Here is a 13,290-nt window from a genome sequence, read left to right as displayed (position 1 = left end):
GCCGAGCGTCTGGAGGAGAGCCCCCTTGGTGTTCAAGGGGGCGCACCGAAGGTGGGGGGATCAGGTGGAATGTGCCCGGGACCCAAGGTTTGCGACGCAAACCTTGGGCCGCAGGTGGCGATCTGACGCAGTCAGATCTCCACCTGCGCGCCCAGTTCGACCAGCCGGTTGCCCGGAATCCGGAAGAACCCGGTCGCCGGCGCGGCGTTGCGATGCATCAGCGCGAACAGCTTGTCGCGCCAGATCGGCATGCCGCGGTTGGCGGTGGCCACGATGGTTTCGCGGCTGGCGAAGAAGGTGGTGTCCATCGGGTCGAAGTAGATTCCGCCGTGGTCGCACGAGCGCATCAGCGCCAGCGGCACGTCCGGGGTCTCCATGAAGCCGAAGCGCACGTAGATGCGGTAGAACTCGTCGCCCACCGACTCGATCTTCAGGCGCTGGCCCTCCGGCGCGTACGGCACCGGCAGGGTCACCACGTGCAGGAACACGTTGCGCTCGTGCAGCACCTTGTTGTGCTTGAGGTTGTGCATCAGCGCATGCGGGGCCACCGACGGGTCGGCGGTGAGGAACACGGCAGTGCCCGGCACGCGTACCGGCGGGGCCAGCATCAGCCCGGGCAGGAAGGTATCGATGCGGATGCCGTCCTTGCGGATTTCATCGCGCAGCAGCTCGCGGCCACGCCGCCAGGTACGCATCATGGTGAACAGCACGATGCCCAGCACCACCGGGAACCATGCGCCCTGCAGCAGCTTGGCGCCGTTGGCGATCACAAAGCCGAGGTCGATGACGAAGAACACCGCGCACAGCGGGATGATCCAGTAGCGCGAGGTGGGCCACAGCGCGCGGGCCACCAGGGCCAGCAGCAGGGTATCGATGAGCATCGTGGCCGACACCGAGATGCCGTAGGCCACGGCCAGGTTGGAGGAGCTGCGGAACGCCAGCACCAGGCCGATCACCATCACCGCGATGCCCCAGTTGATGCCCGGGATGTAGATCTGGCCGATGGTGTCGTGCGAGGTATGGGTAATGCGCATGCGCGGGATGTACCCCAGCTGCATGGCCTGGCGCGAGACCGAGAACGCGCCGGTGATCACCGACTGCGAGGCGATCACCGCCGCCATCGTGGCCAGGATGATCATCGGGTACAGCGCCCACTCCGGCACGGCTTCGAAGAACGGGTTCTTCACCGCTTCGGGGTTGTTGAGCACCAGCGCGCCCTGCCCCAGGTAGTTCAGCACCAGGCACGGCAGCACGAAGAAGTACCACGCATGGCGGATCGGCTTGGCGCCGAAGTGACCCATGTCGGCGTACAGCGCCTCGCCACCGGTCACCGCCAGCACCACGGCGCCCAGGATGAACACCCCGTGCCAGCCGTGTTCCATGAAGAAGCGCAGCGCCCACATCGGGTTGAAGGCCTTGAGCACTTCCGGGGAATCGATGATGTTCCAGATGCCGATCGCGGCCAGCGAGATGAACCAGATCGAGGTGATCGGCCCGAACAGCTTGCCGATCCGTTCGGTACCGAAACGCTGCACCGCGAACACGGCAAGCAGCACCACTACGGTGATCGGGACGATGAAGGCATGCAGGCCGGGCGCGGCCACCTCCAGGCCTTCGACCGCGCCGAGCACGGAGATGGCCGGGGTAATCACGCCATCGCCGAAGAACAGCGAGGCGCCGAAGATGCCGAGGATGCCCACCACGTAGGCCGAGCGTGAGCCGTGGCGCAGGGTGCGCTGGGTCAACGCCATCAGGGCCATGATGCCGCCCTCGCCGTCGTTGTCGGCCCGCATGATGATGGTCACGTACTTGAGCGTGACCACGATGTTGAGCGCCCAGAATGCCAGCGACAGCACACCCAGCACGGTGTCGTGGTCGCTGTTGAGCCCGTAGTGCGGCGAGAACGCTTCTTTCAGCGTGTACAGCGGGCTGGTGCCGATGTCGCCGAACACCACGCCGATGGCGCCGATCATCAGGGCCATGCCGCCGGCCGCCGGCGCGTGGCCATGCGGGGCCTGGCCGTTGCTGTGCTGGGTGGTGGTGGTGGACATGGGGCTCCGGGGCGGACGTCAGGCGTTCAGGATCGGGGAAGCGGCCGGCGGCTCAGCGCAGCGCGGCCTGCAGGGCCTTGCGGATGACGGTGGCAACATCGTCGCCCTCGGCATTGGCGTCGCGCGCCATGCGCGCCGCCTCGGTCGGCTTGTAACCCAGCTGCTGCAGGGCCACGGTGGCTTCGGAGACCGGATCGGTGGCCGGTGCGGCCCCGGCGATCGGTGCTCCGCCACCACCAAACGTGGCGGCACGGTCGCGCAGCTCCAGCACCATGCGCTCGGCGGTCTTCTTGCCGATGCCCGGGATGCGGGTAAGAGCGGTGATGTCACCGGCCTGCACCATGCGCGCGAACTCGTCCACGCTGACGCCGGACAGGACCGCCAGCGCGATCTTGGCGCCGATGCCGCTGACCTTCTGCACGTCGCGGAACAGCCGGCGCTCGCCCTCGCGCAGGAAGCCGTACAGCGAGACGCTGTCTTCCTTCTGCGCGTAGTGGGTGAACAGGGTGACCTCACGGCCCAGATCGGGCAGGTCGTAGAAGGTGCTCATCGGGGCTTCCAGCTCATAGCCGACGCCGTTGACGTCAACCATCAGCCACGGCGGTGCCTTGTAGGCCACGATCCCGCGCAGACGACCAATCATGCAGTGTTCCTCATTTCCGGCTCCAGGCCATGCGCGCGTTGACGCCCAGGCGCTGCGCCGTCGCCCGTACATGGGCGTGGGTGATGGCCACCGCCAACGCATCGGCGGCGTCGGCCTGCAGCTTGGTTTTCAGGTTGAGCATAAGCCCGACCATGTGTTGGACCTGTTGCTTTTCGGCACCGCCGCGGCCGACCACGGCCAGCTTGATCTCGGTGGCGGCGTACTCGCTGACCGGCAGGTCGCGCATGACCACGGCGGAGATCGCCGCGCCGCGCGCCTGGCCCAGCTTCAGCGCCGAGTCCGGGTTGCGGGCCATGAACACCTTCTCGATGGCGACCTCGTCCGGGCGGTATTCCTCCACCAGGGCGGTCAGCCCGACCACCAGCAGCTTCATCCGCTGCGGGAAGTCGTCGGCGCCCAGCAGCACCAGCGGCAGGTGGTGCACGTGCACGACCTTGCCGGTGGCGTCCACATCAATGATGCCCACCCCGGTGCGCTGCGAACCGGGGTCGATGCCGAGAATGCGGGTCATGCGGCACGCACACGGCCGGCCGCGGCCCGGAACGGACGGCTGCGGCGGCGATAACAGGGAACGGCAGGAGTCATCATGGTCCGCATTGTCCGCTCACCGGTCGCGCAAAGCGACCGGTGAGGCGCACGGTCAGGCGTAGGCGTCCGCGCCGAGATCGGCGTTGGAGAACACGTCCTGCACGTCGTCCAGGTCTTCGAGCATGTCCAGCAGCTTCTTGACCTGCAGGGCGGTGTCGCCCTCGACCTTGATGTCGTTGTCGGCGCGGAAGGTCAGCTCGGCATGGTCCGGCGTATGACCGGCCGCGGCCATCGCATCCTTGACCGCGTGGTAGCTGTCGGCGGCGGTGAGCACGTCGATCGCACCATCTTCGGGATAGACCACGATGTCGTCCGCGCCCGCCTCGATGGCGGCCTCGGTGACGGCTTCTTCATTGGCGCCCGCGGCGAAGTGCAGCACGCCCACGCGCTTGAACATGAAAGACACCGAGCCTTCGGTGCCCATGTTGCCGCCGCACTTGCTGAACGCATGGCGGACATCGGCCACGGTGCGCACGCGGTTGTCGGTCAGGCAGTCCACGATCACGGCCACGCCACCGGGGGCATAGCCCTCGTAGCGGATCTCCTCGTATTCCACGCCTTCCAGTTCACCGGTGGCTTTCTTGATGGCGCGTTCGATCACGTCCTTGGACATGTTCGAGGCCAGGCCCTTGTCCATCGCCACGCGCAGCCGCGGGTTGTTGTTGGGGTCGCCTCCACCGCCGCGCGCGGCAACGCCGATCTCGCGGATGATCTTGGTGAAAATCTTGCCGCGCTTCGCGTCGGACGCGTTTTTGCGGTTCTCGATGGAGGGGCCTCTACCCATGGGTATTTCCGTGCTTGCGTGAGGAACAGGGCGCGGATTCTACCTGATCGCCCGGCGCGACCGTGTTAGTCCGCCCCCGGGAGCCCGCCGGGACTCAGGCGGCGTGGGCGGCGCGGTCGTGGCGAAAGCGCCCATCGCGCAGGAACGCGGCGGTCTGGCGCGCGGCGTCCGGGGAGAACACCAGCCCGCTGTGGCTGGCCGGCACCACGCAGTGGTCGGCCAGCCCGGGCAACTGGGTCTCATCCAGTGCCACGGTGCCGTCGGAGGCCTCGCCCATCGCGCCGAGCAGGCTGCCCAGGCCGTGCGGGACCGAGCCGGCGATCAGGCCGACCTGCGCCCTGCCCTCCCAGGCCGGCAGTCCGTCCAGCAGCAGGTCGCTGCTGCGGCCCAGCGCCAGCGACCAGCCGTGATCGGCCAGCGACCGGGCGGTACCGCTGCCGCGCAGCGGCGAGCCCAGGCAGACCACCCGCGAGACCGGCAGATCGGGTTGCCGGCGCAGCGCCTCCAGCGCGACCAGCCCGCCCAGGCTGTGCCCCACCAGCGACACCGGGCCGCTGTCGCGGAGCCGCTCCAGCAGCTGCGGCACGGCCACATCGGGGCCACCGAACACGCTGGCGTAGCCGAAGGTATCCACGGTGAAGCCACGGGCGCGCAGGCGCCAGGCCAAGGGGCCGACCCAGGCGCGGGCATTCCAGATGCCGTGCAGCAGTAAAACGGGGGGAGTCATGCACTCAGCCTGGCCATGCGGCCCTGGAACCTGCGGGAGGAAACGACCCCATTAGACGAAGGACGGCCGCAACGGCGGGTGAAGCCGGTGCAGCCGGTGCGTCGGCAGGGAATGGGGGATCAGCGCGCCGGTGCCGGCGGACGCCGCAGGATGAATTCCAGGTCGCGCACCGTGCCGACCGGGAATTCGTAGGTGCCCACCTTGCTGAAGCCGTAGCGGGCGTAGAAGCGCTGGGCGCCGAAGTTCTCCGACCAGACCCCCAGCCAGAGCGTGCGCGGCCCCTCGCGTTCGAGCCAGTCCAACGCCGTTTCCAGCAGCCGGCTGCCCCAGCCGCAGCTCTGCTCGTCCTTGATCAGGTACAGCCGCTTGAGCTCGCCGTCGCCCGGGGCGACCTCGGGGTGCGGCAACCCGCACGGACCGGCCGCGGCATGACCCACGGCGACACCGTCGCGTTCCAGCAGCCACACCGCGTAATCGGGGTGGGCCAGGATCACGCGCTGGCGTGCGGCCGGGTAGGCCTCGTCAAGGAAGGCCTGCAGATCCTCGGCCGGGTACAGGGGGCCGAAGGTTTCAACGAAGGTACGCGTGGCCAGCGCCGACAGGATGTCGGCATCGGCTTCGGTGGCACGTCGGATGGCGTACATGACGGGGGCCGGGAGGCAGGCGTTACGCCCGCGCTCCGTCGGTGGCGTCGGCGTCCTCGCCTTCCTCGTCCTCGTCCTCGTCTTCCTCTTCGTACTCCTCGTCTTCGTCGGCGTCTTCCTCGCCGTCCTCCTCGTCTTCGTACTCTTCTTCGTCTTCTTCGTCTTCTTCGTAGTCTTCCACGCCGAAGTCCTCGCCATCCCAGCGGCCTTCACCGTCGGCGACGAAGGTCAGGGCCATCGCGGCGGGGCTGGTCCCTACGCGCACCAGCCAGCCGCCGAAGACGCGGGCGCGTTCGGTGACCAGGGCGGCGTCGGCGCCCTCGTTACCCAGCTTTTCCCACTCCAGCGAAAATGCGAATTCGGTCATTGCCTGGCTCTCCTGGACGACAGTGGATGTGGTGTAGCCGGGCAGAGCCCGGCTCTACGGGACGATGTGGATGTGGTGTAGCCGGGCAGAGCCCGGCTCTACGGGACGATGTGGATGTGGTGCAGCCGGGCAGAGCCCGGCTCGCCTTACTGTTTTGCCGGGCGGACCTGGACGTGTACTTCGGCCAGCTGCTCGTCCGGGATCGGCGACGGGGCGCCGGTCATCAGGCACTGCGCACCGGTGGTCTTGGGGAACGGAATCACGTCGCGGATCGACTCGGTACCGGCCATGAGGGCGGCGATACGGTCGATGCCGAAGGCGATGCCGCCGTGCGGCGGCGCGCCGAAACGCAGCGCGTCGAGCAGGAAGCCGAACTTGCCTTCGGCCTCTTCGGCACCGATGCCGAGCAGTTCGAACACCGCGCTCTGCATGTCCGAGCGGTGGATACGGATCGAACCACCGCCGATCTCGTTGCCGTTGAGCACCATGTCGTAGCCGCGCGAGACGGCGGTCTTGGCATTGGCGCGCAGGTCGGCGATGTCGTCCACGGCCGGAGCGGTGAAGGGGTGATGCAGGGCAACGTAGCGCTGGGCTTCGTCGTCGTATTCGAACATCGGGAAGTCGGTGACCCACAGCGGGGCCCAACCGGCGGCGACCAGGCCGAAGTCCTTGCCGGCCTTCAGGCGCAGCGCTCCCATGAAGTCGGACACCTTGTTGTAACCACCGGCACCGAAGAACACGATGTCGCCATTGCCGGCACCGACGTGCGCAACCAGGCCGGCGAAGGCCTCTTCGCTGAAGAACTTGGCGATCGGCGAGCTGACCTCGCCGTTCTCGGCGATCTTGATGTAGGCCAGGCCCTTGGCGCCGTACTTGGCGGCGTGCGCGGCGTACTCGTCGATCTGCTTGCGCGACAGGCTGGCACCGCCCGGGATGCGCAGCGCGGCGACACGGCCGTCGGCATCGTTGGCGGCGGCGGTGAACACCGGGAACTCACTGGTCTTGACCAGCTCGGCCACGTCGACCAGCTCCAGCGCGATGCGCAGGTCCGGCTTGTCCGAGCCATAGCGACGCATCGCCTCGGCCCAGGTCATGCGCGGGAAGCTGGCGGCCAGCTCCACGTCGACCACTTCCTTGAAGATGGCGCGGATCATGGTTTCGACGAAGTCCTGCACGTCGCGCTCGCGCACGAAGGCGAACTCCATGTCCAGCTGGGTGAACTCCAGCTGGCGGTCGGCACGCAGGGCTTCATCGCGGAAGCAGCGCGCGATCTGGTAGTAGCGGTCGAAGCCGGCCACCATCAGGATCTGCTTGAACAGCTGCGGGCTCTGCGGCAGGGCGTAGAACTCGCCCGGGTGCATGCGCGCCGGCACCAGGAAGTCGCGCGCGCCTTCCGGGGTGGCCTTGGTCAGGATCGGGGTTTCAATGTCCTGGAAGCCGGTCGCGTCCAGGTGGCGGCGCAGCGCCTGCACCAGCTTGATGCGGGTGCGCTGCATGCGCTGCATTTCCGGGCGGCGCAGGTCCAGGTAACGGTACTTCAGGCGGGTTTCCTCGCCCGGGTTCTCGTGGGCGTGGAACGGCAGCGGCTCGGCCTTGTTGAGGATGGTGATGGCCGTGGCGATCACTTCCACGGTGCCGGTGCGGAGCTTGTCGTTGACCGCATGGCGGGCACGCACCACGCCTTCCACCTGCAGCACGTCCTCGTAGCCCAGGCTGGCGGCCACGGCGAACACGGCCGCGTTGTCGACTTCCACCGTCACCTGCACGATGCCCTCATGATCGCGCAGATCGATGAAGCACACGCCGCCCTGGTTGCGGGCAACGTCGGTCCAGCCGGCGAGGGTAACGGTTTGGCCAATCAGGGTCTCATCGACCAGGCCACAGAAGTGGGTACGCATGGGGGTAAAGCTCCGCAGGAGAGTGCCGGCACCAAGCTGCGCCGGAAAGCCCGTTATTCTGCGGCCGTCGGCGCGGCGGGGCAAATCGAGCCGCCGGGGGCCGGCATCACGCGTTCTGAACCGGGGGCCTTCCTATAGTCCGCCCACCAACGACCGCAAGGGGATGTCGCCATGAACCGCCGCCTGACCGTCGCCTGCCTGACCGCCGTGCTCGCCCTCGCCGCCCCTGCCGTGCAGGCCCAGATCAGCTCCCGCGCCTACGCCCCGGAGAATCTGTCGCAACTGTCGTCGTCCGACCGCAGCCGGGTCATCAGCCAGGAGTACGCCGACCAGTCCAATGGCCGCCGCATCCCCGACGACCAGCTGCGCTTCTACCTGGCCCAGGTCAATTCGGGCTGGGGCTTCTCGCAGATCAAGCAGGATATCGCCACCTCGCTGCGCGGCAGCGGCAATGGCGGGGGCTGGAACGGCGGTGGCGGCGGCAACAACGGCACCGTGCGCTGTGAGAGCCAGGACAACCGCGAGCGGGTCTGCAACACCGGCTGGCGCAGCGCGCGCCTGTCCCGGCAGATCTCCGGCACCACCTGCGTGGAGGGCCGCAATTGGGGCTCGCGCAACGGCACGGTCTGGGTCAGCGGCGGCTGCCGGGCCGAATTCGTCGAAGGCCGTGGCAACGGCGGCAACTGGGGCGGCGGCAACACCGGTGGCACGGGTGGCACCGTCCGCTGCGAGAGCCAGGACAACCGCGAGCGCACCTGCAACACCGGCTGGCGCAATGCGACCCTGGTCCGGCAGATCTCCGGCTCGGCCTGTGTGGAGGGCCAGACCTGGGGCGTGCGCAACGGCAGCGTGTGGGTCAACCGCGGCTGCCGGGGCGAGTTCGCCGAAGCCCGCGGCAACAGCGGCGGCGGCTGGGGCGGCGGCAACAGCAATTACAGCGTGACCTGCAGCAGCAACAACAACCGCCAGCAGACCTGCGCCTGGGATGCCCGCCAGGGACGCCCGGCGCTCATCCAGCAGCTGTCGGGCACCGCCTGCGTGGAAGGCCGCAGCTGGGGTTACAGCAACGGCAGCCTGTGGGTGAACGGCGGGTGCCGGGCGCGCTTCGGGGCCCGGTGACCGGTCCCAGGGGCAGCGGCCTGCGTTACGGGGCGCTGCCCCAGGGCGGGGGCGGCAGCGCCACCGGCCTGCTCAGGTCGAAGGCGACCTGGAAGCGGCGGCCGCCGGGCCGGGTCAGCTCGTAGATGAAGCGCTGGTCCGGATCAACCTCCATCGCCCAGGTGTTCTGCACGGAGGGCAGCATGTCGGCCTTGCGGAACATCGCCACCGAGTCGGCATCCACCGGGAACTCCTGACGCTGCGCGGTACCCGGCGGCTTGCTGTCGCCGCCGTAGAGGCTGATCGCATCGGGGCTGCCGTCGGCATGGCGATGATCGTGCTTCAGGCGCAGGCCGTGATCGGTGCGGGTCAGCACCCACGTCCGCGAATGATCGTCGCCGACATGGAAGGGAATGCGCAGTTCGTGGGCCGGATCGTCGCACCCGCGGACATGCATCACCAGCCGCTTGCCCTCGAACGGATCGGGCGTGTCGGTACGCGGCTCGTTGGCCACGATGCGGCCTTCAAACGCCTTGCCGCAATGGGCGGCCACCGCAGCCATGAAGGCGTCCGACGGCGCCAGCGAGATGTCATGGGCGAGTGGATCGCGTTCGCCGCTGCAGGCGGCAAGCCCCAGCGCGGCGGCCAGAGGCACGAGCTTCAGTACATTCATGGCCCCACCCTAACGGCCACGGCCGGGCAGCGCAAACGCGCCGCACCGCGCGAAGGGCTTCATCGCCGCTGTGCTAAGGTCGTTGCGTGACCGGTTCGCCTTCTTCCCCACGAAGGTCGCACGCGTGTTGCGGCTGACCGCCCTGCTCACGGGAGTAGCGCTGCTCCTGACGGGCAGCGGGCTTCTGGGTACCTTGCTGGCGGTGCGCGGCGGGCAGGCCGGCTTTGGTGCCGGCACCCTGGGTCTGGTGATGTCCGGCTATTTCGCCGGGTTCTTCATCGGTACCTTCTTCGCCCCCTCGCTGATCGGCCGCATCGGACATATCCGTGCGTTCGCCTTCTTCGCTGCGCTCGCCGCCATCGCGGTGCTGCTGCATCCCCTGTGGCTGAACCCCTGGGGCTGGGGCGTGCTGCGCATTGCCACCGGCATCGCGCTGGTCGGCCTGTACACCGTGATCGAAAGCTGGCTCAACGCCGAGCCGGACCCGGCCCAGCGCAGCCGCGCATTCTCGCTGTACATGGTGGTCAACCTCTCCGCCCTTGCGCTGGGCCAGCTGCTGCTGATGCTCGGCGATGCCAGCGCGACGGCCATGTTCATGCTGACCGCGATCCTGGTCTGTGCCGCCGTGCTGCCGGTGACCGCAACCCGCCTGCGCCAACCGGAGGTGCCGGTGATGACCCGGCTGAGCCTTCGCCGCCTGTATGCGATGGCGCCGGTGGCGACCGTGGCGGCGGGTCTGTCCGGCCTGGCGATGGGTGCGTTCTGGGGGCTGCTGCCGGTGTATGCCGGCGCGGTCGGCCTGGACGACGACGGCGTGGCGCTGTTCATGCTCGTGGCGATCATTGGTGGCGCAGTGCTGCAGTGGCCGCTGGGCCAGCTCAGCAACGGCCACGACCGGCGCAGCGCGCTGGTGGTGTTGAGCCTGATCGCCGCGGGCATCGCGCTGGTGGCGTCGCTGCCGATGATCCAGCTGCAGACTCACCTGCTGTTCGGCCTGTTCTTCTTCTATGGCGGTCTGGCGTTTGCGCTGTATCCGTCGGCGGTGGCGCACATGCTCGACTACCTGCCGCGCGAGCACCTGCTCTCGGGATGCTCCAGCCTGCTGCTGGTCCACGGCGTCGGCGCCGCGTTCGGCCCGGCCCTGGCCGGTGCCGGCATGCAGCGTTTCGGCCCGGCCGCGCTACCCCTGTATTTCGCGGTGGTGCTGATGGCGCTGGCGCTGTTCACCACCGCGCGCCTGCTGCGCTTCCAGCGCCTGCGCACCCATCCGGTCGGCTTCCGCCTGATGCTGCGGACCACGCCCGGCGCGCTGGAGCTGATGCCCGAAACCGACCTGCAGGCGCCCCCCGACACCCCCTACCCCGCCGACTCCGAAAAGGAAGTGCATTGACTGTATCGACACCCACCCTTCCCACCTCACCCCGTACTCTGCCGGCCACGCCGGCCGCGCAACTGATCCTCGCCACCGATCTGGATGGCACCTTTCTCGCCGGCGATGCCGCCGCGCGCCACCGCCTGTACCGGCTGGTCGACCAGCACCCCGGTATCCGCCTGATCTTCATCACCGGCCGCGGGCTTGAAGCGGTGATGCCCCTGCTCTCCGATCCGGCCATCCCGCGCCCGGATGTCGTGGTCTGCGACGTTGGCGCGACCGTGGTCGACGGGCACACGCTGCAGCCGCTGCAGCCCCTGCAATCGATGATCGACGCGCACTGGCCCGGCGAGCAGGTCGTGGCCGCCGCGATGCGCCCGTTCGCCGCGCTGCAGCGCCAGGACGTGCCGCAGGAACGCCGCTGCTCCTACTTCTGCGATCCGGACACACTGGCGCCGCTGCGCGCGCAGATCCAGGCCGCCGCGCAGGCGCTCGGCTGCGATGTGCTGTACTCGGCCGACCGCTATCTGGACATCCTGCCGCCGGACACCGACAAGGGCCGCACGCTGGCCGCGCTGGCGCGCCTGCTGGAACTGCCGCGCGACCGCATCCTGGTCGCCGGCGACACGCTCAACGACCTCTCCATGTACACCGCCGGGTTCCGTGGCGTGTGCGTCGGCGAATCGGAGCCCGCGCTGACCGCGGCCACGGCTGCGCTCGGCCACACCTTCCACGCCGACGCGCCGGGCTGCGGCGGCATCCTCGAAGCGATCGAGCACTTCGGCCTGCTCGCCAGCGATGACCCGTACCTGCACCCACCGGCACAGGCACGCGCCGATGGCGCCGACCTGGTGATGGTCTACCACCGCCTGCCGTTCGATGAGGTCCTGCAGGACGGTGTGCTCGTCCAGCGCCCGCCGCGCTCGCCCAACGGCATCATTCCCTCGCTGCTGAGCTTCTTCGACGGCGGGCAGAAAGGCTCGTGGGTGGCGTGGGGGATCGACGACCCCAAGCGCGGTCCGTTCCAGACGCACCTGGCGGTGGACGCCGTGCGCTACCCCACCCTGACCGCCGCGCGCGTGCCGCTGAGCAAGCAGGAAGTGGACATCTTCTACAAGCGCTTCTCCAAGGAAGCGTTCTGGCCGATGCTGCACGTGTTCTGGGAACGCGCGCGCTTCCGCGAAGACGACTGGCAGGTATTCCTGCAGGTCAACCGCAAGTTCGCCGAATCCACCGCCGCCGAGGCCGCGCACGGCGCCACGGTGTGGATCCACGACTACAACCTGTGGATGGTGCCCGGCACGCTGCGCGAACTGCGCCCGGACCTGAAGATCGCCTTCTTCCACCACACCTACTTCCCGTCGGCCGATGTGTTCAATGTGGTGCCCTGGCGCCGCGAGATCATCGGCAGCCTGCTCAGCTGCGACTACATCGGCTTCCACATTCCGCGCCAGGTGGAGAACTTCGTGGACGTGGTGCGCGGGGCGATGCCGGCCGAGCGGCTGGCGTGGGAAAGCTGCGCACCGCGCTTCCTGACCTACGGCTGCGCGGTGGGCCTGGACACCATGACCACGCGGCTGCGCGTGGGTGACCGCGAGATCGCGCTGGGCGCGCATCCGGTCGGCACCGACCTGCGCCGCATCCACGCCGTGCTGGCGCGCGGCGACGTACGCAACGACATCTTCAAGCTGCGCCGCGAGATCGGCGCGCGCAAGCTGGTGCTGTCAGTGGAGCGGCTGGACTACACCAAGGGCACGCTGGCCAAGCTGGAGGCGTTCGAGCGGCTGCTCGAGCAGCATCCGGACCGCCTCGGCAAGGTCACCCTGCTGATGATCTGCGTGCCGGCGGCGCGCGAGATGACGGTCTACCGGACCCTGCAGAACCAGATCGAGCAGGCGGTGGGTCGCATCAACGGACGCTTCTCGCGGCTGGACTGGACGCCGGTGCGTTTCTTCGCCCAGGCCCTGCCGTTCGAGGAGGTGGTGGCGCATTACGCCGCCGCGCAGGTGATGTGGATTACTCCGCTGCGCGACGGACTCAACCTGGTGGCCAAGGAATTCGTCGCCACGCAGGGCATCGAAGGCAGCAGCGGCGTGCTGGTGCTCAGCGAATTCGCCGGCGCCGCCGCCGAGCTGAAGGGGGCGGTGCTGACCAATCCGCACGATCCGGCCGATCTCACCGCCGGGCTGCTGCAGGCGTTGTCGATGCCCGACGATGAAGCCACCGGGCGCATGCGCCAGCTGTTCGACAGCGTGGAGTACTACGACGTGGACCGCTGGGGACGGGAGTTCCTGGAGGCGGTGCGCACCAGCCACCCCGAAGGCTGACGCGGGAACGGTAGTGCCGGCCGCTGGCCGGCTCCACGCGGTGCCGGCGGCGGGCGATGACGGGTTCATGGGGAGCCGGCCAGCGGCCGGCACTACC

12 protein-coding genes are annotated in these 13,290 nt (G+C 68.7%); 3 read left to right on the top strand and 9 right to left on the bottom strand.

Features of this window, described 5'->3' with window-relative positions; translation table 11 throughout:
• Positions 1–131: 131 nt before the first annotated feature.
• From ACO6VK_RS00980 to aspS, 8 genes are all read right to left on the bottom strand, one after another.
• Positions 132–1,982 (bottom strand): potassium transporter Kup, encoded by a 1,851-nt coding sequence (locus ACO6VK_RS00980; RefSeq protein ID WP_411852699.1) that lies wholly within the window; start codon positions 1,980–1,982, stop codon positions 132–134.
• A gap of 121 nt (positions 1,983–2,103) precedes the next feature.
• Entirely contained in the window at positions 2,104–2,694 is a 591-nt protein-coding gene (ruvA, locus tag ACO6VK_RS00975; protein ID WP_422505034.1) for a Holliday junction branch migration protein RuvA, read from the bottom strand.
• A gap of 10 nt (positions 2,695–2,704) precedes the next feature.
• On the bottom strand, positions 2,705–3,226 hold the full coding sequence (ruvC, locus tag ACO6VK_RS00970) for a crossover junction endodeoxyribonuclease RuvC (protein ID WP_017354673.1): 522 nt from the start codon (positions 3,224–3,226) through the stop codon (positions 2,705–2,707).
• A gap of 129 nt (positions 3,227–3,355) precedes the next feature.
• Positions 3,356–4,087: a YebC/PmpR family DNA-binding transcriptional regulator gene (locus tag ACO6VK_RS00965; protein ID WP_422505033.1), complete on the bottom strand. Its 732-nt coding sequence runs from the start codon at positions 4,085–4,087 to the stop codon at positions 3,356–3,358.
• 94 nt (positions 4,088–4,181) lie between these two features.
• A complete protein-coding gene (locus ACO6VK_RS00960; protein WP_422505032.1) occupies positions 4,182–4,814 on the bottom strand; it encodes an esterase/lipase family protein in 633 nt (210 codons plus the stop codon).
• Between the two features lie 119 nt (positions 4,815–4,933).
• Entirely contained in the window at positions 4,934–5,458 is a 525-nt protein-coding gene (locus tag ACO6VK_RS00955; protein ID WP_422505031.1) for a GNAT family N-acetyltransferase, read from the bottom strand.
• Positions 5,459–5,480: 22 nt separating this feature from the next.
• The gene (locus ACO6VK_RS00950; RefSeq protein ID WP_422505030.1) at positions 5,481–5,825 is read right to left on the bottom strand and encodes a DNA primase; all 345 of its coding nucleotides are present in this window, start codon (positions 5,823–5,825) and stop codon (positions 5,481–5,483) included.
• A gap of 146 nt (positions 5,826–5,971) precedes the next feature.
• Complete coding sequence (gene aspS / locus ACO6VK_RS00945) at positions 5,972–7,723, bottom strand: aspartate--tRNA ligase (protein WP_422505029.1); 1,752 nt, start codon at positions 7,721–7,723, stop codon at positions 5,972–5,974.
• A gap of 435 nt (positions 7,724–8,158) precedes the next feature.
• Between aspS and ACO6VK_RS00940 the strand changes: the two genes are divergently transcribed.
• Entirely contained in the window at positions 8,159–8,842 is a 684-nt protein-coding gene (locus tag ACO6VK_RS00940) for a DUF3011 domain-containing protein (protein ID WP_422505097.1), read from the top strand.
• A gap of 25 nt (positions 8,843–8,867) precedes the next feature.
• On the opposite strand, the gene ACO6VK_RS00935 is transcribed toward ACO6VK_RS00940, so the two are convergent.
• Positions 8,868–9,494 (bottom strand): hypothetical protein, encoded by a 627-nt coding sequence (locus ACO6VK_RS00935; RefSeq protein ID WP_422505028.1) that lies wholly within the window; start codon positions 9,492–9,494, stop codon positions 8,868–8,870.
• 124 nt (positions 9,495–9,618) lie between these two features.
• Between ACO6VK_RS00935 and ACO6VK_RS00930 the strand changes: the two genes are divergently transcribed.
• Both ACO6VK_RS00930 and ggpS read left to right on the top strand, forming a co-directional pair.
• Positions 9,619–10,884: an MFS transporter gene (locus ACO6VK_RS00930; protein WP_422505027.1), complete on the top strand. Its 1,266-nt coding sequence runs from the start codon at positions 9,619–9,621 to the stop codon at positions 10,882–10,884.
• A gap of 62 nt (positions 10,885–10,946) precedes the next feature.
• Positions 10,947–13,193 (top strand): glucosylglycerol-phosphate synthase, encoded by a 2,247-nt coding sequence (ggpS, locus tag ACO6VK_RS00925; protein ID WP_422505096.1) that lies wholly within the window; start codon positions 10,947–10,949, stop codon positions 13,191–13,193.
• Positions 13,194–13,290 lie beyond the last annotated feature (97 nt).

This window comes from Stenotrophomonas sp. GZD-301, assembly GCF_049310345.1.
GTDB lineage: Bacteria > Pseudomonadota > Gammaproteobacteria > Xanthomonadales > Xanthomonadaceae > Stenotrophomonas.
This window is presented reverse-complemented; position numbering and strand designations above follow the sequence as displayed.

Coding starts and splice junctions, on each gene's coding strand:
- ACO6VK_RS00935 (WP_422505028.1), bottom strand. CDS start 9,494: ATGAATGTACTGAAGCTCGTGCCTCTGGCCGCCGCGCTGGGGCTTGCC.
- ruvC (WP_017354673.1), bottom strand. CDS start 3,226: ATGACCCGCATTCTCGGCATCGACCCCGGTTCGCAGCGCACCGGGGTG.
- ruvA (WP_422505034.1), bottom strand. CDS start 2,694: ATGATTGGTCGTCTGCGCGGGATCGTGGCCTACAAGGCACCGCCGTGG.
- ACO6VK_RS00955 (WP_422505031.1), bottom strand. CDS start 5,458: ATGTACGCCATCCGACGTGCCACCGAAGCCGATGCCGACATCCTGTCG.
- aspS (WP_422505029.1), bottom strand. CDS start 7,723: ATGCGTACCCACTTCTGTGGCCTGGTCGATGAGACCCTGATTGGCCAA.
- ACO6VK_RS00965 (WP_422505033.1), bottom strand. CDS start 4,087: ATGGGTAGAGGCCCCTCCATCGAGAACCGCAAAAACGCGTCCGACGCG.
- ACO6VK_RS00980 (WP_411852699.1), bottom strand. CDS start 1,982: ATGGCCCTGATGATCGGCGCCATCGGCGTGGTGTTCGGCGACATCGGC.
- ACO6VK_RS00950 (WP_422505030.1), bottom strand. CDS start 5,825: ATGACCGAATTCGCATTTTCGCTGGAGTGGGAAAAGCTGGGTAACGAG.
- ACO6VK_RS00960 (WP_422505032.1), bottom strand. CDS start 4,814: ATGACTCCCCCCGTTTTACTGCTGCACGGCATCTGGAATGCCCGCGCC.